This window comes from Paraburkholderia kirstenboschensis (genome assembly GCF_032806925.1).
Taxonomy (GTDB): Bacteria; Pseudomonadota; Gammaproteobacteria; order Burkholderiales; family Burkholderiaceae; genus Paraburkholderia; species Paraburkholderia kirstenboschensis.
Genome location: NZ_CP136513.1, coordinates 2,775,562 through 2,799,184, shown reverse-complemented (window position 1 = coordinate 2,799,184; position 23,623 = coordinate 2,775,562). Strand labels below are relative to the sequence as shown.

The following is a 23,623-nucleotide window of genomic DNA, read 5'->3' as shown; positions in this document are numbered from 1 at the left end:
TCTCTCAGAAAAGCACCATTTATTATGTTCAGCAAGACCAACCCACCGTGCACTGCAACAGAGCAGGCACAGCGCGCGATACGCTTTGGACTCGGGAGGAGCCCTGCATAATTCCGTCACGTGGATAAGAGCGCCTATGGATTCGAATCCATAGGCGCTCGAGAGCATTGTTATCAGGCAGCAGGATACCGCTCTCGGTGTAACGAACGAGCGCCGGCCAATGGCGTAACGCATAGCCGAAGGCTTTCGCGAGCGGCGCCTAAGCCGGCAAACCGATAACGTTGCCTTCCAGCCAATGCCGGAACTGTGCGAGCACCGGCAGCGCATCGATTTGCCTCGCCGCATATTTGAGATCAGGTGTTTGGTCCCGGATCCGCGACTCGATCGCATACAGGCTGGCAATCCACTGCAGCGCCTGCGCCGCAAGTCCCGGTTTGCTCTGCGCCTTTGCGATTTCGAAGAAGCGTCGACGGCAATGCGCCCAACATCCGACCTCGACGATGTCTCCGGTTTCGTAGAGTGCGCCATGTCCACTGTACGCGTCCGCCTGCAGATAACCTTTGTACTTCTGCAGGTACCGCAGCGGATGCGAACCGGAGCGCGATTCGGCGAACTCGAACACGACCGCTGGCGGGTGGTCAACCCAGACGCCGTTCTCCTCGCGCTGGCCCGCGCCCAGGTATCCCCATAATCGTGCTGTGCGCGTCGCCGTGCGACCCTTCTCGAGTAATGGCAGCGTCGTGTCGTCGACGTGCATGCGGGGTGCCTGCAACTGGTGAGCCCGTAGCGGTGGCAGCAGCACTTCGAGCAGTTCGGCTGCCGCCAGCTTCCATTCGCACAGCGTTGCCCGGGGCAGGTGCACACCACGTCGTGCATAGCGCATCTCCTGCCGGTTCAAAGGCAGGTGATCGACGTAGGTGTTGACCAGGATGTTAGCCAGCAGGCTCGCGCTCGCATTGCTCTTCGGCAGCGGCGAAGGCTGGGCACTTGCGGTCACGATGGTCGACTCGCCATCCTTCTTCGCCGCGTACTTGAAGCGGATATGTTCAATGACGGTGAGCCTCGATGGCTCGTAGTGCAGCGTCTCGCTGCGCTCCTCGCCGATACGCTCGAGCGAATCGAATGCGGCTTTCTGTTCGTCCTTCAGATCGTATTCAACGCGCTCGCGCGGCAGGTCCTTCGGCAGCGCCGGACGGCCCTTGCGGGTGTGGCCCGCGACCGGAACCTGCGCCGGCTCAGGAGGAATGGGCAACTCCGTGGCGGCGTCGAACAGTTCCGCCTGACCCGCCAGCCGCTCGGAACTGACGCCGAAGCGCGCACGGTTCGCCTGGGCAATCTGGTGCTGCAGCGCTTCCAGTTGCTCCCACAGCACGCATGCCAGCCGGTTCTGTTCGAGCGCGAAGGCTTGCAGCGCGTCGGGCTCGACCGGCAATTCCGCGACAGTGATGGCGGTGGGCGGCATGGCTATCATGATGCCCAACTCGCGCTACGTTTACAAGATCGGGGGAGCGTTGTATCTGCGCAGGCGACAGCGAGTTCAGCACACGCGCGTCACCGCGACGGCGCGATGTGGCTCGCGTGCCGGGATCTCAATACCTTCGAGCCAGGCGTTGAGTTCGGCGAGCGTGAAGCCGCGTTGCGCGAGCGCTAACGGTGATGGAAAGCGGCCCCGTTCAAGGCGCTTGTACCAGAGCGCGAAGCCGGTACGATCCCAGTAAAGGCATTTAACTTTCGAGCGGTCGCGCCCGACGAACACGAACAGATTGCCGGAGACAGGGTTCTGGGCAAGCAGTGGTTCGACCAGATACGACAGGCCGTCGATGGATTTGCGCATGTCGACCGGCTCACGGCAGATATACGCACGAACATCGGCTGCGATCAGCACCGGCTACCTCCGAGTTCTCCGAGCACGAAACGCACGATGCGCTCGGCATGAGCACCGGTCAGCTCGATGCGAACACCGGCGAGCGACAACGTCACCCGATCACGCGAAGATGACAAAGCGTCCGCCGTCGACGGTGGCGCAGGAGTGGCTGGGGCGGTGTCCGGATGGGAAACGATAAATGCAGCGTCCGGGGTGACCGCGAGCGGGTGCGCGCCTGCTCGTGCCTCGCCAGAGAGCTTCTTGCGCCACAGGCCGAAGGTACTGACGGCGAGCCCCTGCTCACGACAGAAACGTCGAAGGCCCAGTCCGCTTGTGGTCCATGCCATGATCATCTCGCGCCAGAATGCTTCGCCTTGCCGGGGGCGCCGTGCGCCCGTCGGTACGGCCTCGCCCGTTGCGTCGTCCATTGCCTTGCTCCGTCGTTACGATGCCATCACCTTCGCACCGCGCTTACGCGCGTTCAAGACGGGATGCGCTGACGGATACTTTGCACCCGGCAACCGCCATCTGATCCAAGCCTCCGTGCAGTGTGCACATAACCGTTATGAGGAAGATAGGACTTGTCCGTCTGTTGGAGCCAAAGTGTGATTGGCTGCGCAATTAGACTTTTGAGTTCGAGCGAGCCGGAGGTCGAGACAGCATCGACTGTAAATTCAAAATGGCGACCTACGCGTGAGCGCCCGACGACACGCTGGGGCACGAGGACATTCGGGCCTAACGGCGCATCCAACTTCAGCAAACGGTCCTGCTGTATTAATCCGCCCGTGACAAGTTTTATCAGTTCTTGTGCGCTCATTCCGACGCCTTTCTTTTAGCGACAAACGTTATGCCTTTTGCATCGAGAATTCTACATAACAGTACGTGCAGAATGATAGCGGAATAATGAATGAGAAAACGTTAACTTTGATGACACGCCGCCAATATTGCGGTTCCGCTTAACGAATGTTAAATCATAGAGTCGAAAATAATTACCAAGCGTGTCCCACTCGATATTTTTGCGGTTGATTCTCTTATGTCTGCGGGCGTTGGACACATTGCTGTATTGGCGGCTAAGTAATTACGAACCGTTCCCGGTACCGCAGACATCTCTGAGTATCACGGAACATGTTTGCAACCAAAGTTCCCAGCACTTGGTGCCGGGACGATGTTCGTCGTTCTGGCGTCGTTCTTAACGGCTGCGGCGCGAGGATACCCTTCGCGAGGGGGCGAGAGCGTCGACCTTGTGCAGACCAGCAGCCCCAAAACGAAAAAGGCTACGGCGCGAACGCACGTAACCTTTAATTCTTTAAGGCGTGAGTGACTCGAACCCTCGATCTACGGATTAGGAGTCTGTGGGCCTGAAGACCTCGGGGTCTGGTAACCCTGCGACACCGGAACGGTCAAACTTTAGAAGCTATCCCGCCGGTCTCACTAATTCAGCTTTTTCAGTCTCACAGACTCGTTCCTAGTCTCGCGAATTCCATTTGCCGGCGCTATTAGCACCTCTCAAACATCAATATTCCCCGCCCTAAGCGCATTAGACTCAATAAACGCCCGCCGCGGCTCCACATCATCGCCCATGAGCGTAGTAAAGATCCCGTCAGCCGCAATAGCGTCCTCGATCTGCACTCTCAGCAAACGACGCACAGCCGGATCCATAGTCGTCTCCCAAAGCTGCCCAGGATTCATCTCACCAAGCCCCTTATAGCGCTGCTTGGAAACATTCCGCTCAGCATCAGCCAACAACCACTTCATAGCAGACTTGAAGTCGCCAACAGCCATACTCCGCTCACCACGCTTGATCACCGCGCCCGGACCAATTAGCCCCTTAAACGTATTAGCGGTATTGACCAGTTGCTGATAATCAGCCGTCAACTGAAACTCCTCGTCCAGCACCGAAACCTTCTGATTCCCGTGATGCGTCCTCGCGACGCGCAGCGAACGCAATTCGCGCACCGGGTCATACATCGTCGTAACGGTAACTTCGGGCTTCAGCGCGTCATCCCGCAGCTTAGCCTCGAGCGCCTTTGCAGAAGCCTCAGCCGCATCTTCGCTAGAGAGATCGATGACAACGCCATCCATCACAGCCTCGAGCGCCCCAGCGTCATACAGCCTGCTCAACCGGTTGACCACCGCCTGCGCAAGCAGATAAGCCCGTGCCAACTCGCCCAACGCATCGCCGGTAATCGCAGTCGCGTTCTCAGAAGGCAACAACTCCGAACCCTGCAACGCCAGCTTCAAGATATGAGCATTGACCTCATTCTCATCCTTCAGATACCGCTCGTCCTTACCCGCCTTGATTTTGTACAGCGGCGGCTGCGCGATATAGATATACCCGCGCTCGATCATCTCCGGCATTTGCCGATAGAAGAACGTCAGCAGCAGCGTCCGGATGTGCGCGCCGTCCACGTCAGCGTCGGTCATGATGATGATGCGGTGATAACGCAGCTTGTCGAGGTTGTAATCCTCTTTGCCGATACCGCAACCCAACGCGGTAATCAGCGTCACGATCTGCTCCGAAGAAAGCAGCTTGTCATAACGCGCTTTCTCCACGTTGAGCACCTTGCCGCGCAGCGGCAAGATCGCCTGAAACTTCCGGTCGCGTCCCTGCTTCGCGGACCCGCCTGCCGAATCGCCCTCGACGATATAAATCTCCGACTTCGCCGGATCTTTTTCCTGGCAATCCGCGAGCTTGCCCGGCAAACCAACGCCATCGAGCACGCCCTTGCGACGCGTCATTTCACGCGCCTTGCGGGCCGCATCGCGAGCACGCGCTGCATCGACGATCTTGCTGCAGATGATCTTCGCGTCGTTCGGCGTCTCAAGCAGGAATTCCTCCAGCGCCTTCGCGACCACATCTTCCACCGGCGCGCGCACTTCGGACGACACCAGCTTGTCCTTCGTCTGCGCGCTGAACTTCGGCTCCGGCACCTTCACCGACAGCACGCACGAAAGCCCTTCGCGCATGTCGTCGCCCGACGTCTCGACCTTCGCTTTCTTCGCGACTTCATGGTCGGCAATGTACTTGTTCAACACGCGCGTCATCGCTGCGCGCAAACCGGTCAAGTGCGTGCCGCCGTCGCGCTGCGGAATGTTGTTCGTGAAGCAAAGCACGTTTTCGTTGTAGCTGTCGTTCCACTGCATCGCCACTTCCACGCCCACGCCGTCCTTCTCGCCGTTCACGTGGAAAATGGTCGGGTGCAGCACGCTCTTGGTCTTGTTGATGTACTCGACAAAACCCTTCACGCCGCCGACAAACGCGAAATCGTCTTCCTTGCCCGAACGCTGATCCGTCAAACGAATCCGCACGCCGTTATTCAGGAACGACAGTTCGCGAATTCGCTTGGCCAGAATGTCGTAGTGATATTCGACGTTGCCGAAGATCGTCTCGTCCGCCATGAAGTGCACTTCGGTGCCGCGGTTTTCGGTCTCGCCCACCACCTGGATAGGCGACACCGCGATGCCGCCGATCTCTTCGATCACGCGGTTCTGCGGCACGCCACGGTGGAATTCCATGAAGTGCTTCTTGCCGTCGCGGCGAACCGTAAGACGCAGCCACGCGGACAGTGCGTTCACGCACGACACGCCCACGCCGTGCAGGCCGCCCGACACCTTGTAGCTGTTCTGGTCGAACTTGCCGCCGGCATGCAGTTCGGTCATCACGATTTCGGCGGCACTGCGCTTCGGCTCGTGCTTGTCGTCCATCTTCAGGCCGGTCGGCACGCCGCGGCCGTTGTCGGTGATCGAGATGGAGTTGTCGGCGTGAATGATCACCTGAATGTCGTTACAGTAACCGGCCAACGCCTCGTCGATCGAGTTGTCGAGCACTTCGAACACGAGGTGGTGCAAACCGGTGCCATCCGATGTATCCCCGATGTACATCCCCGGCCGCTTGCGCACCGCCTCCAGACCTTCGAGGATCTGAATGGACGAGGCGCCGTAGCTGTTATCGGGTTGCGTATTGTTCGTTTCAGTCATGGATTTTTTCCGGTTCTGCATTACTGCTGGGTTGCTGCTCGGGACTTTTCAAAATGCCATAAAAACGCCAAAGGGGCGCTGCGCCCCTTGGTGTGTTCTGGTTTTTGGACGCGTTAGATGCGCATCGGCATCACGACGTATTTGAATTCGTCGTTCTCGGGAATCGTGATCAACGCGCTGGAGCTGGCGTCGCCAAGGCTCACTTGCAACATGTCGACCTTCAGGTTCGCAAGCACGTCGAGCAGATACGTGACGTTGAACCCAATATCGACGCTGTCGCCGTCGTACGCGATTTCCAGTTCTTCTTGCGCCTCTTCCTGATCGGCGTTGGTCGACATGATCTTCAACTGGCCCGGCTCGATGATGCAGCGCACGCCCTTGAATTTGTCCGACGTCAAAATCGCCGCGCGTTGCAGCGAACGCTGCAGCTCTTCACGGCCGATCACGAACTGATTCTTATGCGACTTCGGAATCACACGCTGGAAGTCGGGGAATTTTCCTTCCACCAGTTTCGACACCAGTTCGACCTGACCGAACGTGAACTTCACCTGCGTTTGCGCGATGTCGATGTTCAGCGTGTCGTCGATGTCTTCCAGCAGACGCTGCAATTCCAGAATCGTCTTGCGCGGAATGATCACTTCCTGGCGCGCGAACGTGCCTTCGATCTTCATCGATGAAAACGCCAGGCGGTGGCCGTCTGTTGCGACCGCCATCAACTGGTCGCCGTCTACTACCAGCAGCATGCCGTTCAGGTAGTAGCGAATGTCCTGCTGGGCCATTGAAAAATGGACCATGCCGAGCAACTGGCGGAACGTCTTTTGCGGAACCACGAGGCTCGCGCCGTAGTCTTTAGCTTGCGCAACCGTTGGGAACTCGTCCGCAGCCAGCGTTTGCAGTGCAAAGCGGCTCTTGCCGGATTGCACCGTCAGACGCTTGTCATTCAGCGTGAGCGTGACCTGGCCGTCGGGCATGGCGCGCAGAATGTCAAGGAGCTTTCGTGCTGCAACCGTGGTCGCCACCGAATCGCCGCCCACGCCGAAATCGGCGCGCGTGGTGATCTGCAACTCGAGGTCGGTCGACAGGAACGACACGTCCGGGCCGTTCTTGGTAATCAGCAAATTGGCGAGGATCGGCAACGTATGGCGGCGTTCGACGATGCCGCTCACGGTTTGCAGCGGCCTGAGGAGGTTATCGCGTTCGGTCTTGACCAGTTGCATAGAGTTCCTTCGTTGATATAACGGCCCGCGCGCCTTTCAGCCCTTTTAGGCATTTTTCCGGCACGCAACCGCAGCTCCCCGCCGGCGCCACGCAGCGCCCGTCACGGCGTGAAATCCGCCCGCGGCCGCCGGGCGGTTAAACCTGTATTGTGCCTGAAAAAGGAACCGCCTCACTAAAATGGGGGCGAGTTACGAAATAAACAGGTCGATTTTTCCGTCGGCGCCGCTCAGCCTTTAAGCGTCTGCTCCAGCACGTGCAGCTCGTGGTTCAGTTGAGCGTCCTTGCTGCGCTCGTCGGCGATTTTTCGCACCGCGTGCAGCACCGTGGTGTGGTCGCGTCCGCCGAACAACTCGCCGATTTCCGGCAAGCTCTTCTGCGTGAGCTCTTTCGCGAGGTACATGGCGATCTGCCGCGGCCGCGCAATGTTGGCCGGCCGCTTCTTCGAATACATGTCTGCGACCTTGATGCTGTAAAAGTCAGCCACGGTCTTCTGAATGTTTTCCACAGAAATCTGCCGGTTCTGCACCGTCAACAGATCTTTCAGCGCTTCTTTCGTCAGTTCGATCGTGATTTCGCGGCCGTGGAACTTCGAGTACGCGAGAATTTTGCGCAGCGCGCCTTCGAGTTCCCGAACGTTGGAGCGCAAATGCTTGGCGACGAAAAACGCGACGTCTTCGTTCAGGCTCACGAATTCCGATTGCGCTTTGCGCATAAGAATCGCGACGCGCATCTCGAGCTCGGGCGGCTCGATGGCCACCGTCAAGCCGGAGTCGAAGCGCGAAATCAGACGGTCGTCGATACCGGAAATTTCCTTCGGATACGTGTCGCTGGTGATGATCACCTGCGCCTTGTTCGCGACCAGCGCCTCGAACGCGTAGAAAAACTCCTCCTGCGTGCGCGACTTGCCCGAAAAGAACTGAATATCGTCGATCAGCAGCAGATCGAGCGAGTGGTAGTAACGCTTGAAGTCGTCGAACGCCTTGCGCTGGTACGCCTTCACGACGTCCGACACGTACTGTTCCGCATGAATGTAGCGAATCCGCGCGCCGGCTTTGTCCATCAGAAGCTGGTTGCCGATTGCGTGAATCAGGTGAGTCTTGCCGAGGCCCACGCCGCCATACAGGAACAGCGGGTTGTACGAGATGCCGGGATTGTCCGCGACCTGAATCGCCGCGGCGCGCGCCAACTGGTTCGCCTTACCGGTCACGAAATTGTCGAAAGTCAGGACCGGGTTCAGCTTGGAGCGCTCGTACATCGAGTCGTTGTCGCCGTTGCCATTGGAGCTCGCGCTCTGGCCCGGACGCCATGTGCGGCGTGCCGCCGCGGCTTCGTTCGCGTCGAGGCTCGGCAGGTCCAGGTCGGCGGAATCTTCGGCTGCGGCGCGTGCGTTTGCGTTGTGTTCCGCTGCCGCGCGGGCGTTTGCGTTGAGGTTCGCCATCGCACTGTTGGCGCCGTTCGCGCGCGCGGCGTGGGCCGCTTGCACGGCGCCAACGGCGGCGTCCACCGCAGCGCCATTGCCCGCGCTACCGCCCATGGAATCAGGTGCGGAAGCCGGACGCGCCGCAGCCGGCGCGGCTGCCGCAGGGGCGCGCATGCCGGCTTTCGGGTCCAGTACGAATTGCACGTCGACCGGGGCTTGCCAGAAATCGCGGGCCATATCCGCGATGCGGCCGGAGAACTGGCTCTTGACCCAGTCGAGCTTGAAGCGGTTCGGCGCAGCAATGCTGAGCGTGTTCGCAGCGGCGTCGAAGGCGACCGGGGCCAACGGTTTGATCCACGTCGCGTACTGCTGGGGCGTGAGTTCACGCTCCAGCAATGCGGAACAGTGTTGCCAGAATTCGTTCATCGAGTTGCTGTCGTTATGGTGTGCACGAGGTTCGCCCTCTGCCCCCGTCGCGCGCACGCAACAAGGCCCGAAGCAGCCAGGCGTGACAGCCCCAGGCGCCTGTGCCACAAGGGATTTGCGGGGCAAGCGAGCCGGAGCGGCGTGCATCATTTTTGGGAAGTAAGGCGAGATTCTAACGCCAAACGAGAGCCGAAAGGGAGTTATCCACAGGGACGGATCAACTGCGCAAGCGCACCGCGCGCCCGGGCCGCACGGGCTAAAGTATTGACGGTCAACGAAAAACCGGTTTAAATAGCGGGTTCCGCGAAAACCAATTCAGTGAACCTCCGGCCATTGCGCTTTCAGCGATGATCGCGCGGTTATTTTTCGATCAAGTGAGAGCAACATGAAACGTACTTACCAACCTTCCGTTACCCGTCGCAAACGCACCCACGGCTTTCGCGTTCGCATGAAGACCGCTGGCGGCCGCAAGGTCATCAACGCACGTCGCGCGAAGGGCCGCAAGCGCCTCGCCATCTAAGGCAGGCGAGCGGATTGCGCGCTCTGTCCGTGCCGGGCGAGACCGGTGGCGAAGCGGGACCGGCAGAGGCGCCGCAGCAGGGCTCGATACCGTTGCGAGCGCAAGCCGCCTTCCCCAAAGCCGCAAGGCTACTGAAAACGGATGAATTTTCATCCGTTTTTCGTTTGCGCCCGTGGCGCCGCACTGCGCACTTCGTGGTGTACGGCCGGCCTACCGGCAACGAGGCTCGCCTCGGCCTCGTGATCGGCAAGAAGTATGCGCCGCGCGCGGCTACGCGTAATCTGGTACGTCGAATCGCGCGTGAAGCCTTTCGGGTGCGTCGCGCGGAATTCGGCGGTTGGGATGTGCTGCTGCGCCTGCACACGCGCTTCGACAAGAAGGCTTTGCCGAGCGCCGCGTCGCCGCCGTTAAAGGCGCTGTGCCGCAGTGAAATCGAGTCGTTGCTCGACAAGGCAGCACGCGAAATTGCCCGTCGTCAGGCGCCGCCCGCGGAAGCGCCCAGGACGGAATGACGCTCAGGTGACCGCCCGCTTTTTCGCTCAGGCCGTCGTAGCTTCGGCAGCGTTGGCCAGCGGGTGTCGTCCGGTACTCCACGTTGCGCGGCGCCGTCCGGCCGCACGAGCCATGCAAACGGTACTCATCGCTTTACTGCGTTTTTACAAGCTTGCCGTGAGTCCAATGCTCGGCAACCGGTGCCGTTTTTACCCTTCCTGCTCTGATTACGCGCGCGAAGCAATCCAGTATCATGGCGCCGCGCGCGGGACTTATCTCGCCGCCAGGCGTATTTGCCGTTGCCACCCGTTTTCCGCGGGCGGCATCGATCTCGTCCCGCCTCCCACTTCTGAAAAGCGCTGACGCGCCGTTCCATCGACACTGAGACAACGCATGGATATCAAACGCACCGTCCTATGGGTCATCTTCTTCATGTCAGCGGTCATGCTGTTCGACAACTGGCAACGCGACCACGGACGCCCGTCGATGTTCTTCCCGAGCGCCACGCCGACCAAGACGGTCGGTAGCGCCGCACCGGGAACCACGACGCCGGGAACCCAGCCCGCCGATTTGCCGGCCACCAACGCAGCAGCGCCGGCCAACACGCCGGCGGCCACGCAATCGCAACTCGTCAAGTTCAGCACCGACGTCTACAACGGCGAAATCGACACCCGCGGCGGCACGCTGTCGAAGCTGTCGCTCGTCAAGCAAGGCGACGGCAAGCAGCCGGATCTCGTTATCACGCTGTTCGACCGCACCGCCAATCACACGTATCTGGCGCGTACGGGTCTGCTCGGCGGCGATTTCCCGAATCACAACGACATCTACACGCCGCTGCCCAACCAGCCGCACGACCTGACGGGCGACGCCAAATCGTTCCACCTCAGCTTCGAGTCGCCGGTTAAGGGCGGGCTGAAGGTCATCAAGACCTACACGTTCACCCGCGGCAGCTATGTGATCGGCGTCGATACGAAGATCCAGAACGTCGGCACGGCGCCGGTGAGCCCGTCGGTTTATATGGAACTGGTGCGTGACGACCAGCCGGTGGAAACGCCGCGCTTCTCGCACACGTTCATCGGCCCGGCTGTCTACACCGACCAGCACCACTTCCAGAAGATGACGTTCGGCGACATCGACAAAAACAAGGAAGAGTTCACGAAGCAAGCCGACAACGGCTGGATCGCGATGGTGCAGCATTACTTCGCGTCGGCCTGGATTCCGCAGCAGGGCGCGAAGCGCGACATCTACGTCGAGAAGATCGATCCGACGCTCTATCGCGTCGGCGTGAAGCAGCCGGTTGCGGCCATCGCACCGGGCCAGACGGTCGACGTGTCCGCGCGTCTGTTCGCCGGTCCGGAAGAGGAGCGCATGCTCGAAGGCATCGCGCCGGGTCTCGAACTGGTGAAGGACTACGGCTGGGTGACGATCATCGCGAAGCCGCTTTTCTGGCTGCTCGAAAAGATTCACAGCTATGTCGGCAACTGGGGCTGGGCGATCGTGCTGCTCACGCTGCTGATCAAGGCGGTATTTTTCCCGCTGTCGGCCGCGAGCTACAAGTCCATGGCGCGCATGAAAGCGATCACGCCGCGCATGCAGGCGCTGCGCGAACGCTTCAAGGGCGATCCGCAGAAGATGAACGCCGCGCTCATGGAGCTTTACAAGACCGAGAAGGTGAACCCGTTCGGCGGCTGTCTGCCCGTCGTGGTTCAGATTCCGGTGTTCATCTCGCTGTACTGGGTGCTGCTGTCGTCGGTTGAAATGCGCGGCGCGCCGTGGATTCTGTGGATTCACGATCTGTCGCAGCAGGACCCGTTCTTCATCCTGCCGGTACTGATGGCTGTTTCCATGTTCCTGCAGACGAAGCTGAACCCGACGCCGCCGGACCCCGTTCAAGCGAAGATGATGATGTTCATGCCGATCGCATTCTCGGTCATGTTCTTCTTCTTCCCAGCCGGTCTGGTGCTGTATTACGTCGTGAACAACGTGTTGTCGATCGCGCAGCAGTACTACATCACGCGCATGATGGGTCAGTCGAAGGCCAAGCCGGCCTGATGCCTGCCTGAAGCGGCGCGCGGCGGATCATAACGCCGCGCGCCGCCCGCGCTGATGGCGAGCCGACTCGCCCGCAAAAACGAAGCCGCCCGGTTCGAACGAACCGGGCGGCTTTTTCATGAGAGCTGCGTGGGCAGACGGCGCATCCGCTACTCTTCTTCGGTATCCTCACCGTAGAAGCGCACAATCATTTCTTCGACGAGAAAGCGGTCTTTCGGTGTCAACGATTCGATCTTCGAAGCCAGTTCGATCGTTTCCTGCGACGGCGGATATTTCTCGCCGCGGGCCATCGGTCTGGCGCTCGCACCGGGCGAAGGTCCGTAGTGCAGCCAATGCTCCTTCACGTTCAACCACTCGGCCAGCGTGCGCAACTTATCGGGCTTCGGAATCGTCGTACCCGTGAGCCACTTGTGCGCGGTTTGCGGGGTAACCGGACGGTCACCGCGATAGCGAAGGTTGAACTGTTCGGCGAGCTTGGTCCCGCCGCGAATCTTCAGCGGCTCCAATGTTTCCTTCAGCCTCTTCGAGAAGGCAGCTTTTTCTTTCGGGGTTGGCATGGGCCAGATTGTGCAATTCAGCGTCCTCCCAGTTGACAACTGTCCAGGCTCATGTTGAACGTATTTGAGATAATTTTAGCTTGATCGCCGCAATGCAACGGCGATTCAGCGCAATGTCATTTTTTGCGACTTTCTATGTGGGACGTGCGTCCCCGCCGCGCAGTGTTCTCGTTGAGTCTGCACCTGTACTAGCTACAAGGTACAAATCCTAGCTTGTTTAGGATCAATCTCAACGGTGATCTAGAAGCGCGTTCTGATGGACAGGCGCCGCACAGACCGGCCCGGCACAGGGCCCGCGTTACAATGCCCGGCGCGCCGGAGATGTCCGCGCCGCCCTGCCCCATTCTTCCGATTCGCCGCCTCACTCATGCTGACCACCGATTCCGATCCGATCGTCGCCATTGCCACCGCGCCCGGCCGGGGAGGCATCGGCGTCGTGCGCATTTCATTTGGACGCGCGGGCGAGGCCGCGGCGCAGCCGCTGATGCACGCGCTGACCGGGCAGGCGCTCGCGCCTCGTCACGCGAGCTACGTGCCTTTTTTCGATGATGGCGGCAACGCGCTCGATCGCGGCATTGCCCTTTACTTTCCCGCGCCGCATTCGTACACCGGCGAGCACGTGCTCGAGTTGCAAGGCCATGGCGGTCCGGTCGTGCTGCAACTGCTGCTGCAACGTTGCATCGACGCGGGGCGCGGATTTGGTCTGCGGCTTGCCGAGCCCGGCGAGTTCACCCGCCGTGCGTTTTTGAACGACAAGCTGGACCTCGCGCAGGCCGAAGCGGTGGCCGATCTGATCGAAGCGAGCACCGAGGCCGCGGCGCGCTCAGCGGGCCGTTCGCTCGACGGCGCGTTCTCGCGCGACATCCACGCTTTGGTCGAAGAAGTGATCACGCTGCGCATGCTGGTCGAAGCAACGCTCGACTTCCCCGAAGAAGAAATCGACTTCCTCGAAGCTGCCGACGCCCGCGGCAAGCTCGCGCGGATCCGCGAGCGCCTCGCGCACGTGCTCGCCGAAGCACGGCAAGGTGCGCTGCTGCGCGAGGGACTGTCGGTGGTGCTGGCTGGCCAGCCAAACGTCGGCAAATCGTCGCTGCTGAACGCACTTGCCGGCGCTGAACTCGCCATCGTCACGCCGATTGCGGGCACGACGCGTGACAAGGTTGCACAGACCATCCAGATCGAGGGTATTCCGCTGCATGTGATCGACACCGCCGGCTTGCGCGATACCGAAGACGAAGTCGAGAAAATCGGCATTGCCCGGACCTGGAGCGAGATTGAGCGCGCGGACGTGGTGCTGCATCTGCTCGACGCGCGCACGGGCATGACGGTGGAAGACGAAACCATCGCGGGGCGCTTTCCGGCTGGCGTTCCGGTCGTGCGCGTGCTGAACAAGACAGACTTGGTCGGCTTGCCGCCCGAAGCTCGCGCGCTCGACGCCGATTCCGACCTTAGCGAAGTCCGGCTGTCGGCGAAACAAGGCGACGGCGTGAGCTTGTTGCGCGACGAACTGCTGTGCATCGCCGGTTGGCAGGCGGGCGCCGAGAGCGTCTACCTGGCGCGCGAGCGTCATCTGATTGCGTTGCGCGCAGCGCAGGAACATCTGATGACGGCCGCCGCGCATGCCGATCAGAACTCGCAGGCGCTGGATCTTTTCGCCGAGGAACTGCGGCTCGCGCAGGACCAACTCAACTCGATCACTGGCGAGTTCAGCTCCGACGATCTGTTGGGAGTGATTTTCAGCAGGTTTTGTATCGGCAAATAGAGGCGCGCACTCAAAGGCGCCTTGGTATGCGATGAGCCCAGAGAACAGGGGCATCTGCGCTTTGTTGGCGAAACAGACCAATTTGCTCTGTGGACCAACGGCGTCGCCTCCGCTTGGTACACAAACGCAGACAGTTTAAACTCGCTCTGTCGCGTACCAGCCACTACAGCATGCCCCGCCTAGCCGCCCCACTCACCGAATCCCAGATTCGCGCACTCGAACCGCGCGCCGCCCGCTACAGCGTCGCCGACGGCAACGGCCTCGTGATCGAAGTGATGACCACGGGCACCAAGGTCTGGCGCTTCCGCTATTCGCTGAACGGCAAGCGCCAGCCGCTTGCGACCATCGGCGATTACCGGATGATTTCGCTGCGCGTCGCCCGAGCCAAGGCGCAGAGGTATGCCGAGCTGGTCGCGCAAGGCATTTCGCCCGTCGCCACTGCGCGCCGCGACCGCGGGGCCGAAGCCAAAGCCGAGGTTCTGCGTGAAGCAGCCGAGCTCTATATGGCGACCGAAATGGCCGGGAAGTCGGACGAATATCGACGCACCACGCGGCGGGCACTCGACAAGGACGTGTTGCCCGCAATCGGTAGCATGCGGGTCAAGGCGGTGACCGCCGAGCACGTTGTCGCTATCTGCGACGCAATCAAAAGCCGCGGCTCGCCAAAGATGGCGCTGCACACCCGCAACGTCATCAAGCGTCTCTACGAGTATCTGATCGCCCGCCAACTTGCGACCGCGAACCCGGCGGAAGTCGTGCCGGCGCGCTCCATCGCCACCTTCGAGAGCCGCACTCGCGTGCTGTCCGGCGAGGAGATCGGCACGATGCTGCATTCGATAGAAACGTCGAGCATCCGCCGGCCGCTCAAGATGGCGCTGCATCTGCTGGTGCTGACCATGGTACGCAAATCGGATCTAGTGGAGGCGACGTGGGACGAGTTCGATCTCGACCGTGCGCTGTGGCGCATCTCCGCCGCGCGTCTGCACGGAGATACGGATCGCATCGTCTACCTGCCTCGGCAAGCAGTGGCGATGCTGCAAGAGTTGCATCGCACGCGAGCAAGCAGGACCTTTGTCTTCCCGAGCGTAAGGGGCGACGACCGGCCGATTGCAAAGAGCACGCTCAACCAGGCGGTGAAGGCGCTTGGCCTGGAAGTCGAGCATTTCGTTCTTCACGACTTCCGTCGAACGGCGTCGGCGCATCTGCGCGAGATGATCGAGCATGCACAACGGGACAAAACATCAGCGCAAACGCGACAAAGTGAGTCGCGAGGCAAGCCCGAAGGCGATCCGGCCGAGCAGCGGCAAATCGCGCAGCAATGGGCGGATTTCGTCGATGCCGAGCTCGACGCGGCGCGGAAAAGAGCGGTCGGCGCGGGCTGATTCAGGCGAGAGGACCAGCGGAAATGTGAATGGTCGCAGCCCGCCATTTTTTAAGTACACAAAGACACACCGCGACCCTCCAAGCGGTAGCACCGTAAAGAAAACGTGCATCGTTCACAAGGTTATTAATACATCGTCACGACGACGAAAGCGCCAAGCCGGGCCATCCCTTCACGCGGCGCTTCTCTCCTTCGACTGATCGCCTACACTCGAGCAACGATGCAACCTTTTCTTGGAGGCTGCCATGTCTGAATCGTTGATCGCTTACCTGCTTGGGCCGACCGTGATGGTGCTGGTCGGCGGGGCAATCTGGGCGGCCTCACGCTACCATCACAAGGCGGGACCGCAAAAGCTCGAACGCTGGCTCGATACGCATTACGCCGAGTGGCTGCATCACAGGCACTGAGGGCCGCGCCTTGCGACGTCAATCGGCATAGGGGACGGCCATGAGGCCGTACCCCTGCCACACCACCCGGCATGCGGGTCCGCACCGGGCGGTTCGGGAAGTTGAGGTCAGGAGAGTCGGGGTACGCCAAGCTGGTCGAAGTAGGCGATGGTCAGCACACGCTTGAGCGCACCGTCGCCATTGCGCCACCAGCAACGACTGTTCGCCGCGACTTGCCGCGCCACAGCGGCCGGTGCCCCCAGCGCACGCAGTTCCCGGTAGATGGTGGTGCCGCGGCGCCAGTGTTTGAGCTGGATCGTGCGCAACCGGTGACGCAGCCACTCATCCAGTGCCAACCACACACCGGGGGTTTGCGCCATCCTGAAGTACGCCTTCCAGCCTTGCACGTAAGGCCGTAACTGTTCCACCACTTCCTTCATGCTGCGCCCGTTAGAGCGACGGGTCAGTTCACGGATGCGGTGTCTGAACGCCAGCAGCGGTTTGGCCGCCACCTTGCGTTTGACCGCCCCACCCGCAGCCACCCACAGGCTGTAGCCCAGAAACTTGCGACCAAACACACTGGCCACTGCGCTTTTGGTCTCGTTGACCTTGAGCCGCAGTCGCCCATACAGACGTCGCAGCAATGCCATCACCCGCTCACCCGCACGGCGGCTACGAACATAGACATTCGCGTCGTCGGCGTAGCGCGCGAAGCAATGACCCCGCCGCTCCAGCTCCTTGTCCACTTCGTCGAGCAGCACGTTGGCCAGCAACGGGGATAGTGGTCCGCCTTGCGGCGTGCCCTGATCCCGTTGCTGGACCACTCCGCCATCCATGATGCCACTGTTCAGATACGCCCGGATCAGCCGGATTACGCCGGCATCATCGATTCGTTTCTGTAGACGGTCGATCAGGATGTCGTGATTGACCCGGTCAAAGAATTTCTCCAGATCAACGTCCACCACGATTCGCCGACCTGACTGCACGTACGACTGCGCGGCTAACACCGCGTCGTGCGCACGCCGTCCAGGCCGGAAGCCGTGGCTGTGCTCACTGAAGGTAGGGTCTAGAACCGGTTGCAGCACCTGCAGGAGTGCCTGCTGGATCAACCTGTCCGTTACCGTCGGGATGCCAAGCTCGCGCTCACCTCCATCCGGCTTCGGAATCGTCACCCGACGTACCGGGCTGGGCCGGTACGTCCCCTTGAGCAGCTGCTCACGGATCGCGGGCCACGCCGTCACCAGATGACGCGACGTCTGGTCAATGTCCAGACCGTCCACGCCAGCGGCTCCCTTGTTCGACCGGACCCGTTTGAACGCCTGCTTCAGGTTCTCTTTTGTCAGCGCTGCTTCCAGCAGCGCCGACCCTGTGTCCCCCGATTCATGTCGCGGGCAGCAGGCTTCATCGCTTGTCGGCGTACGCCGTGCAGCTTCACCGCACGTGACTCCCACCCGCCCCGCTTGCGCGGGCATCTGACGCATTGCCTGTCGCATCGACATGACGCTGGACACTCCTTCCCGTTTGGCCCTTCGTCACCAGCTTTGGCCTCATCGGCCTGTCCTGTGACTACTACGGCCTCTGCTGACTTCTCGCTCCGGCTCGACGCCGTTGCCCTTTCAGGCACGAGGCGAGATCTCCCCAGGTAAGAACGCAATCCTTCGCCGCACAACCGCCGCATCTACGTTGCCTGATCCTTGACCACGAGAGCTTCGCGCTTCTTTGCACGCTCGCCCTGATCGGCAACGCCTCATATCCGGTTCTTGTTCATCGGCTCGCGGTTTCGCTCCACGCTTCCTCCCCACGCTCGGTCGCCCTCACGCAGTTGCGCTTTGCTTCGTTCGCTGTGGTCAGCTCACGATGGGACTTGCACCCACAAGATTGCGCCCATGCTGGGCGCACAAAAAAAAAGGCCGTCGCAGTGAGCGACGGCCTTTCTGTCTGTAGCGCGCAGTCATGGCGCGCATATCACTTACCACCTGGGCGCAGACTCCCCATATTCGTACTGCTGCTGCGGCGCTCCGCACGCCACATAACCGCGCTGGTACTGGTCGTAGCAGTAGCCCGGCGGCGGGCCCGCGTAAGCCGGTACCTGCTGATACACCGGCTGTGCATAGACAGGTTGCGCATAGACCGGCTGTTGATAGGCCACAGCGGGCGCAGGATTCAATATTGAAGTCACCACCGCGCCCAGCACCGCGCCGCCGATCAGCGCGCCGACTACATCGCCGCCGCCACCGCCGCCATGGCCATGAGCCGAGGCTTGTCCCGCGACGCTCAAGCTGCCCACCATCACCAATGCCACCGCTAACTTTTTCATTTTTCGCTCCCGCCGTTCAGGCATGGAACGAATTGTCGGCTACGCGTGTAGAAATAGATGCTGCAAGTGGTAACGACACATTACCTGTGTAACCACCGCCATCGGCAGGTCCTGGATTAACGCTGCCACGACGCTGCTTGCACCGGCGCATCGCCGTAATACTGTCGGCGCGCATTGCCCAGCACGTCCCCTTGAAGCGCGCCCTCGTCCGTCAACGCTTTGAGCGCGGCCATGACGATTGCCTTGCGATCCACCTCGAAGAATTCGCGCAACGCCTCGCGCGTATCGCTGCGGCCGAAACCGTCCGTACCCAGCGTCACGTAGCGGCGCGGCACGTATGCGCGAATCAGTTCGGGCACGGCGCGAACGTAATCCGTTGCCGCGACGATCGGCCCGTCTGACTGGCCGAGCACTCGCGCGACGTAAGGCTCTTGCGACGACGCCTCGCCATAACGCGCGAGCCGCTCCGCCGCCATGCCGTCGCGCTGCAATTCGCTGAAGCTGGTCACGCTCCACACTGCTGCGTCGATCTGCCAGTCGTCCTTCAGCATGCGCTGCGCGGCGATGACCTCGCCGAGAATGGCACCGGCGCCAAGTAATTGAATCTGCGCCCTCGCGCCTTTTTCCGCACGAGCGGCGAGCGGGTAAATGCCCTTCAGAATGCCTTCGCGCACTGCGGCCACATCGCCGCCTGGCGCACAAGGCTGCGCGTAGTTCTCGTTCATCACCGTGACGTAATAGAACACGTCGCGCTGGCGCTCGACCATCTCGCGCATGCCTTCGTCGACGATTACCGCGACTTCGTAAGCGAACGCGGGATCGTACGCGCGGCAATTCGGAATGGTCGATGCCGCCAGATGGCTCGTGCCGTCCTGATGCTGCAAGCCCTCGCCGCCGAGCGTCGTCTTGCCCGACGTCGCGCCGATCAGGAAACCACGTGCGCGCTGGTCAGCCGCCGCCCAGATCAGATCGCCGACCCGCTGAAAACCGAACATCGAGTAGTAGATGTAGAACGGCAGCATCGGCAGATCGTGCACGCTGTACGACGTCGCTGCCGCGATCCACGACGATATTGCGCCCGCTTCCGAAATGCCCTCCTCCAGAATCTGTCCTTGCGTGTCCTCGCGGTAGTACAGCATCGAGCCAAGGTCTTCCGGCTCGTAAAGCTGGCCCAGCGGCGAGTAGATGCCGACCTGGCGGAACATGTCGCCATGCCGAAGGTGCGCGCCTCGTCAGCGACGATCGGTACGACGCGCGAACCCAGACCCGCGTCCTTCAGCAGCGCGGTCAACATGCGCACGAGCGCCATCGTCGTGGACATTTCGCGGCCGTTGGAATCGAGCGCGAACTGGCTCCAGGAGGACATCGGCGGGACGATCAGCCCTTCCGATGCGACTCTCCGCCTTCTGGGCAGATAGCCTCCGAGAGCGGCCCGGCGAGCATGCAGGTACTGCATTTCCGGGCTGTCTTCCGCGGGTTTGTAAAACTTCAACTGTTCGACGTCCGCGTCCGTGAGCGGCAGACGGAAGCGGTCGCGAAACGCTTTCAGGTCGTCGAAGTCGAGCTTCTTCTGCTGATGCGTGGTCATGCGGCCCTGGCCAGCCGTGCCCATGCCGAAGCCCTTCATCGTCTTCGCGAGGATCACGGTCGGCTGCCCGCTATGCGCGAGCGCTTTTGCGTAAGCCGCATGCAGCTTGCGCACGTCGTGACCGCCGCGCCGCAAGCGGTCGATCTCGTCGTCGCTCAATTGCGCGGCGAGCGCGGCCAGTTCCGGGTTTTGGCCGAAGAAACGGTCACGGTTGTACGCGCCGTCGTTCGCGGAGAAAGTCTGGAACTGGCCGTCGACGGTATTCGCGAACGCGCGCAGCAAGGCACCGCTGCGGTCGCGCGAGAACAGCGCGTCCCAGTCCGAGCCCCAGATCACCTTGATCACGTTCCAGCCGGCGCCGACGAAATGCGCCTCCAGTTCGTCAATGATCCGGCCGTTGCTGCGCACCGGACCATCCAGACGCTGCAAGTTGCAGTTGATCACGAACACCAGGTTGTCGAGCCCTTCGCGCGCGGCCAGCGACAATGCGCCGGTCGACTCTGGCTCATCCATTTCGCCATCGCCGAAAAAGCCCCACACCTTGCGGCCTCCGGTGGGCGCGAGGCCGCGATTCGCGAGGTAGCGCATGAAGCGCGCTTGATAAATCGCGTTGATCGGGCCAATGCCCATCGAGCCGGTGGGAAACTGCCAGAAGTCCGGCATCAGCCACGGGTGCGGATACGAACACAGCCCCGGCCCGCCGATCTCGCGACGGTAATGCCGCAGACTCTCTTCGGAGAGAAAACCTTCCAGATACGCGCGCGCATACACACCGGGCGACGAATGCGGCTGGAAATACACGAGATCGCCCGTGCCCTCCCCCGCCCCCGGCATCGACGCGCGAAAGAAATGGTTGAAGCCGACTTCGAACAGATCGGCCGCCGACGCATAGCTCGCGATGTGGCCGCCGAGCTCGCCGTACGCCTTGTTGGCGCGCACCACCATTGCGAGCGCGTTCCAGCGAAGCGCGGCGGCAAGCCGCTCCTCCAGTTCGAGATTGCCCGGATAGCGCGGCTGATCTTCGGGCGCGATCGTGTTGCGGTATGGCGTGACGTTGGTGCGCGCCGACTCGACGCCGAGCGACACCGCGTGACTCGCCAGCCGGTCGAACAAAAACTGGGCGCGCTCGCGGCCCACGTGTTCGACCACGGCGTCGAGCGCCTCCAGCCACTCGGCTGTCTCCTGCGGATCGGCGTCCGCCGGCTCCGTGCGCTGAACGCCGAGGGACCGCACCTGCTCGTTACCGCTGGACAAATCCGTCATCGCACCACTCCCGCATGGACACGTTCGGTTCAAGATCGAGTGAGTTAATGGTACTTACGAGTCTGCAAAATGAGCGTCTCATTTGCTTGCCATCGCTGGCTGCGATAGGCTATTTATTCCGGATTTCGCCTTGCTCATGGAATATTTAATCTATGACCACGCCAAGACGGCTCGACCGCATCGACATCGGCATTCTGAGCCAGTTGCAGCAGAACGCGCGCATCACCAACGCCGACTTGGCGCGCTCGGTAAATCTCTCGCCCACGCCGTGCTTCAACCGCGTGCGCGCGCTCGAAAAGCTCGGTCTTTTCAAGCAGCAGGTCACGCTGCTGAACCCGGAGCCGCTCGGGCTACGCATCAACGTGTTCATTCAGGTAAGTCTGGAAAAACAGGTGGAGGACGCGCTGCTGCGTTTCGAGCAGGCCATTTCGGAGCGCCCGGAGGTGATGGAGTGCTATCTGATGACGGGCGACGCTGACTACCTGCTGCGCGTGGTGATGCCCGACATGCAGACTTTGGAGCGCTTCATCGTCGATCATTTGACGAAGATTCCCGGCATTTCCAACATCCGTTCCAGCTTTGCGCTCAAACAGGTGCGATATAAGACGGCGCTGCCACTGCCGTCGTCTGGATTGACGCTGACCGACCCGGACGACGTGGCGACCGACTGGCGCTGACGCGTCACCGCGCCTCGCTTCGGCCGAAGCGGTGCGCTGCTGTAATAGTGGTGGCCGACAATAGGTACGACAGCGTCCGCCAAACCTTACCCGCGACAAGCGTGCAACACGAATCAGGAGAAAAAGCGATGAACTACGACGACAGCAATCCCTTCGCGAAGATTTTGCGTGGCGAACTACCGTGCATCAAGGTCGCGGAAACCGATGCCGCGCTCGCCTTCATGGATCTGATGCCCCAAGCCGACGGCCATCTGCTCGTCGTGCCGAAGGAAGCGGCTGCGGAGATCTTCGATCTATCGGACGCGGCGACGGTGGCATGCATGCGCATGACGCAAAAGCTTGCCGTTGCCGTGCGGGCGGCGTTGCGTCCGGACGGCGTGTTCATCGGCCAGTTCAATGGCGCGGCTGCCGGGCAGACGGTGCCGCATGTGCACTTTCACGTGATTCCGCGCTGGGAAGGTCAGCCGTTACGCATGCATGCGCGCGACGTCGCGGACGCGGACACGCTGGAAGCGCTGGCCAAACGCATTCGCGCCCACTGGCGAGCGGATTGAGCCGCGATCCGCGGTGGAAAGCGGCGGTCGTGCGGTGCGTTGACGGAACGGCACGAGCGCCGCGCTACAGCCGATGCCGCGAGCGGCGCAGCGGATGACGCCAGTCGAGACGCCGCGGTCCCGCGTGCATGGGGCGCGTGTCGTGGAGATGGCGGTGTTCTTGCCACAATTCGTCGGAGAAAAGAAACGCGACGATCAGCAGCGGAAGGACGAGGAAAACGCCCAGTATGAGATTCTCGATCACGGCGGCCTCCGTTCTCACGTTCCATGGTTTTTATTGTAGAGCACCGCACGTACCCGCAAAGTCGGCCATCTGCCCGCCAGTTGCGACGCATAAGGCAGAGCGGCGCCTGGCATCGTTTATCTTCTGCATTTACACCGTTATATCGGCAGGTTTATTCAGTCGGCGAAATGACTTTGTGTGCAATGCACCAAGGGTAGTCGCCGTTCCTGATAAATCGCTTAAATCGAATATCGCGTTAACGCTAATGCGCCTCGCAAAGCGTTACTGGTTAAAGCCGTCCGCGGGCGAAGTCCTCTAGTTATCCCTCGTAATTCCACCTCTTTCATGCGCAACCGGACCGTTGGCTGGACGCCGCGCACGGTGCGACAATCTGCCACTGTTGCGACCGCACACAAGATGTGCTTGTGGTTCTCTCGCGTTCTCCTAAAGTGCAAGACGCGGGCTAGATGATGGAGTTAAATACATAGCTAACCTGAGCATTCGCCCGCACCGGAGGAACATATGAAAACTCGACTCGCCCTTGTTTTCGCCGTTGCAAGTCTGGCTGCCGCAAGCGTTCAGGCGCAAGACGTCATGATCAAGCCGCAGCAAACCATTCAGTTCAAAGCCAACTCGTACGGCTGCTTGTCGAAAGACAAACTCGACGCCGTCAATGAGCACGCGCAAGCTGGTGAACAGCAGAAAATGCAGGAGTTCTTCTCCGGGTACCAATGCGTTTCGACGCCGGAGAATTCGAGCTTCCGCGTCGTGCGCGTCGTCGGTCACGACTTCGAGTTCGTGAATGCCAGCAATAGCGACACGCAAGGCCTCTGGGCGAACGATCGATTCATCAAGCAATGATCTTATAGAACGCTGGGTTCGCAGTCGTTTCGGCAGAACGCCGGAACGACGTGCGCTTAAGTGAATTCTCTGGCTTTAAAAGCC

19 protein-coding genes and 3 pseudogenes are annotated in these 23,623 nt (G+C 61.0%); 10 read left to right on the top strand and 12 right to left on the bottom strand.

The genetic code is table 11. The features are described from left to right. Positions 1 to 28: 28 nt before the first annotated feature. The 7 genes and pseudogenes from tnpC to dnaA form a co-directional block, all read right to left on the bottom strand. A pseudogene (gene tnpC, locus RW095_RS35235) lies at positions 29 to 1,462 on the bottom strand (IS66 family transposase). A gap of 75 nt (positions 1,463 to 1,537) precedes the next feature. Further along, positions 1,538 to 1,885, bottom strand: coding sequence for an IS66 family insertion sequence element accessory protein TnpB (tnpB, locus tag RW095_RS35230; protein WP_317020384.1), 348 nt, complete (start codon positions 1,883 to 1,885; stop codon positions 1,538 to 1,540). After that, the gene (gene tnpA / locus RW095_RS35225; protein ID WP_317020383.1) at positions 1,879 to 2,292 is read right to left on the bottom strand and encodes an IS66 family insertion sequence element accessory protein TnpA; all 414 of its coding nucleotides are present in this window, start codon (positions 2,290 to 2,292) and stop codon (positions 1,879 to 1,881) included. Before tnpA ends, tnpB begins: the two co-directional genes overlap by 7 nt. Before the next feature lie 92 nt (positions 2,293 to 2,384). Beyond that, positions 2,385 to 2,681: pseudogene (locus RW095_RS35220) on the bottom strand (contractile injection system protein, VgrG/Pvc8 family); the annotation flags it as partial. 689 nt (positions 2,682 to 3,370) lie between these two features. Next, positions 3,371 to 5,842 carry a DNA topoisomerase (ATP-hydrolyzing) subunit B gene (gene gyrB / locus RW095_RS35215; RefSeq protein ID WP_317020382.1) on the bottom strand — a complete coding sequence of 824 codons (2,472 nt, stop codon included), beginning with the start codon at positions 5,840 to 5,842 and terminating at the stop codon, positions 3,371 to 3,373. Positions 5,843 to 5,955: 113 nt separating this feature from the next. After that, positions 5,956 to 7,059: a DNA polymerase III subunit beta gene (gene dnaN, locus RW095_RS35210; protein WP_128584616.1), complete on the bottom strand. Its 1,104-nt coding sequence runs from the start codon at positions 7,057 to 7,059 to the stop codon at positions 5,956 to 5,958. Between the two features lie 227 nt (positions 7,060 to 7,286). Beyond that, positions 7,287 to 8,906: a chromosomal replication initiator protein DnaA gene (gene dnaA, locus RW095_RS35205; protein WP_317020381.1), complete on the bottom strand. Its 1,620-nt coding sequence runs from the start codon at positions 8,904 to 8,906 to the stop codon at positions 7,287 to 7,289. A gap of 385 nt (positions 8,907 to 9,291) precedes the next feature. Between dnaA and rpmH the strand changes: the two genes are divergently transcribed. From rpmH to yidC, 4 genes are all read left to right on the top strand, one after another. Continuing rightward, the gene (gene rpmH / locus RW095_RS35200; RefSeq protein WP_004198824.1) at positions 9,292 to 9,426 is read left to right on the top strand and encodes a 50S ribosomal protein L34; all 135 of its coding nucleotides are present in this window, start codon (positions 9,292 to 9,294) and stop codon (positions 9,424 to 9,426) included. A gap of 14 nt (positions 9,427 to 9,440) precedes the next feature. Next, positions 9,441 to 9,938 (top strand): ribonuclease P protein component, encoded by a 498-nt coding sequence (locus RW095_RS35195; protein ID WP_317020380.1) that lies wholly within the window; start codon positions 9,441 to 9,443, stop codon positions 9,936 to 9,938. Positions 9,939 to 10,050: 112 nt separating this feature from the next. Continuing rightward, positions 10,051 to 10,281, top strand: a complete 231-nt coding sequence (gene yidD, locus RW095_RS35190) for a membrane protein insertion efficiency factor YidD (protein WP_006050604.1) — start codon at positions 10,051 to 10,053, stop codon at positions 10,279 to 10,281. A 30-nt stretch (positions 10,282 to 10,311) separates the two neighbouring features. Then, positions 10,312 to 11,970: a membrane protein insertase YidC gene (gene yidC, locus RW095_RS35185; protein WP_317020379.1), complete on the top strand. Its 1,659-nt coding sequence runs from the start codon at positions 10,312 to 10,314 to the stop codon at positions 11,968 to 11,970. A 149-nt stretch (positions 11,971 to 12,119) separates the two neighbouring features. Here yidC and RW095_RS35180 read toward each other — a convergent pair whose 3' ends face one another. Next, on the bottom strand, positions 12,120 to 12,527 hold the full coding sequence (locus RW095_RS35180; RefSeq protein WP_027776859.1) for a transcriptional regulator: 408 nt from the start codon (positions 12,525 to 12,527) through the stop codon (positions 12,120 to 12,122). A gap of 367 nt (positions 12,528 to 12,894) precedes the next feature. On the opposite strand from RW095_RS35180, the gene mnmE reads away from it, so the two are divergent. From mnmE to RW095_RS35165, 3 genes are all read left to right on the top strand, one after another. Then, positions 12,895 to 14,289 carry a tRNA uridine-5-carboxymethylaminomethyl(34) synthesis GTPase MnmE gene (mnmE, locus tag RW095_RS35175; RefSeq protein WP_317020378.1) on the top strand — a complete coding sequence of 465 codons (1,395 nt, stop codon included), beginning with the start codon at positions 12,895 to 12,897 and terminating at the stop codon, positions 14,287 to 14,289. A 170-nt stretch (positions 14,290 to 14,459) separates the two neighbouring features. Then, complete coding sequence (locus tag RW095_RS35170) at positions 14,460 to 15,671, top strand: tyrosine-type recombinase/integrase (RefSeq protein ID WP_317020377.1); 1,212 nt, start codon at positions 14,460 to 14,462, stop codon at positions 15,669 to 15,671. Positions 15,672 to 15,915: 244 nt separating this feature from the next. Next, entirely contained in the window at positions 15,916 to 16,077 is a 162-nt protein-coding gene (locus tag RW095_RS35165; protein ID WP_164853631.1) for a hypothetical protein, read from the top strand. Positions 16,078 to 16,184: 107 nt separating this feature from the next. Here RW095_RS35165 and ltrA read toward each other — a convergent pair whose 3' ends face one another. The 3 genes and pseudogenes from ltrA to mdeB form a co-directional block, all read right to left on the bottom strand. After that, on the bottom strand, positions 16,185 to 17,555 hold the full coding sequence (gene ltrA, locus RW095_RS35160) for a group II intron reverse transcriptase/maturase (RefSeq protein ID WP_317020376.1): 1,371 nt from the start codon (positions 17,553 to 17,555) through the stop codon (positions 16,185 to 16,187). A 470-nt stretch (positions 17,556 to 18,025) separates the two neighbouring features. Further along, positions 18,026 to 18,373 (bottom strand): ecotin precursor, encoded by a 348-nt coding sequence (locus RW095_RS35155; protein ID WP_317020375.1) that lies wholly within the window; start codon positions 18,371 to 18,373, stop codon positions 18,026 to 18,028. 116 nt (positions 18,374 to 18,489) lie between these two features. Further along, positions 18,490 to 21,224 (bottom strand): annotated as a pseudogene (gene mdeB / locus RW095_RS35150) (alpha-ketoglutarate dehydrogenase). 152 nt (positions 21,225 to 21,376) lie between these two features. On the opposite strand from mdeB, the gene RW095_RS35145 reads away from it, so the two are divergent. Together RW095_RS35145 and RW095_RS35140 are read left to right on the top strand one after the other, a co-directional pair. Beyond that, positions 21,377 to 21,901, top strand: a complete 525-nt coding sequence (locus RW095_RS35145; protein ID WP_317020374.1) for an Lrp/AsnC family transcriptional regulator — start codon at positions 21,377 to 21,379, stop codon at positions 21,899 to 21,901. A gap of 128 nt (positions 21,902 to 22,029) precedes the next feature. After that, positions 22,030 to 22,455, top strand: coding sequence for an HIT family protein (locus tag RW095_RS35140; protein ID WP_128596074.1), 426 nt, complete (start codon positions 22,030 to 22,032; stop codon positions 22,453 to 22,455). Between the two features lie 64 nt (positions 22,456 to 22,519). Here RW095_RS35140 and RW095_RS35135 read toward each other — a convergent pair whose 3' ends face one another. Then, entirely contained in the window at positions 22,520 to 22,699 is a 180-nt protein-coding gene (locus RW095_RS35135) for a hypothetical protein (RefSeq protein ID WP_128588362.1), read from the bottom strand. 501 nt (positions 22,700 to 23,200) lie between these two features. Between RW095_RS35135 and sap1 the strand changes: the two genes are divergently transcribed. Further along, positions 23,201 to 23,539: a surface attachment protein Sap1 gene (gene sap1 / locus RW095_RS35130; protein WP_020067361.1), complete on the top strand. Its 339-nt coding sequence runs from the start codon at positions 23,201 to 23,203 to the stop codon at positions 23,537 to 23,539. Positions 23,540 to 23,623 lie beyond the last annotated feature (84 nt).

Bases quoted from the DNA above. Each gene is read 5' to 3' on its own strand.
- tnpA (WP_317020383.1), bottom strand. From the start codon at position 2,292: ATGGACGACGCAACGGGCGAGGCCGTACCGACGGGCGCACGGCGCCCC.
- gyrB (WP_317020382.1), bottom strand. From the start codon at position 5,842: ATGACTGAAACGAACAATACGCAACCCGATAACAGCTACGGCGCCTCG.
- dnaN (WP_128584616.1), bottom strand. From the start codon at position 7,059: ATGCAACTGGTCAAGACCGAACGCGATAACCTCCTCAGGCCGCTGCAA.
- dnaA (WP_317020381.1), bottom strand. From the start codon at position 8,906: ATGAACGAATTCTGGCAACACTGTTCCGCATTGCTGGAGCGTGAACTC.
- rpmH (WP_004198824.1), top strand. From the start codon at position 9,292: ATGAAACGTACTTACCAACCTTCCGTTACCCGTCGCAAACGCACCCAC.
- yidD (WP_006050604.1), top strand. From the start codon at position 10,051: ATGCAAACGGTACTCATCGCTTTACTGCGTTTTTACAAGCTTGCCGTG.
- yidC (WP_317020379.1), top strand. From the start codon at position 10,312: ATGGATATCAAACGCACCGTCCTATGGGTCATCTTCTTCATGTCAGCG.
- RW095_RS35180 (WP_027776859.1), bottom strand. From the start codon at position 12,527: ATGCCAACCCCGAAAGAAAAAGCTGCCTTCTCGAAGAGGCTGAAGGAA.
- mnmE (WP_317020378.1), top strand. From the start codon at position 12,895: ATGCTGACCACCGATTCCGATCCGATCGTCGCCATTGCCACCGCGCCC.
- RW095_RS35170 (WP_317020377.1), top strand. From the start codon at position 14,460: ATGCCCCGCCTAGCCGCCCCACTCACCGAATCCCAGATTCGCGCACTC.
- RW095_RS35165 (WP_164853631.1), top strand. From the start codon at position 15,916: ATGTCTGAATCGTTGATCGCTTACCTGCTTGGGCCGACCGTGATGGTG.
- ltrA (WP_317020376.1), bottom strand. From the start codon at position 17,555: ATGTCGATGCGACAGGCAATGCGTCAGATGCCCGCGCAAGCGGGGCGG.
- RW095_RS35155 (WP_317020375.1), bottom strand. From the start codon at position 18,373: ATGAAAAAGTTAGCGGTGGCATTGGTGATGGTGGGCAGCTTGAGCGTC.
- RW095_RS35145 (WP_317020374.1), top strand. From the start codon at position 21,377: ATGACCACGCCAAGACGGCTCGACCGCATCGACATCGGCATTCTGAGC.
- RW095_RS35140 (WP_128596074.1), top strand. From the start codon at position 22,030: ATGAACTACGACGACAGCAATCCCTTCGCGAAGATTTTGCGTGGCGAA.
- sap1 (WP_020067361.1), top strand. From the start codon at position 23,201: ATGAAAACTCGACTCGCCCTTGTTTTCGCCGTTGCAAGTCTGGCTGCC.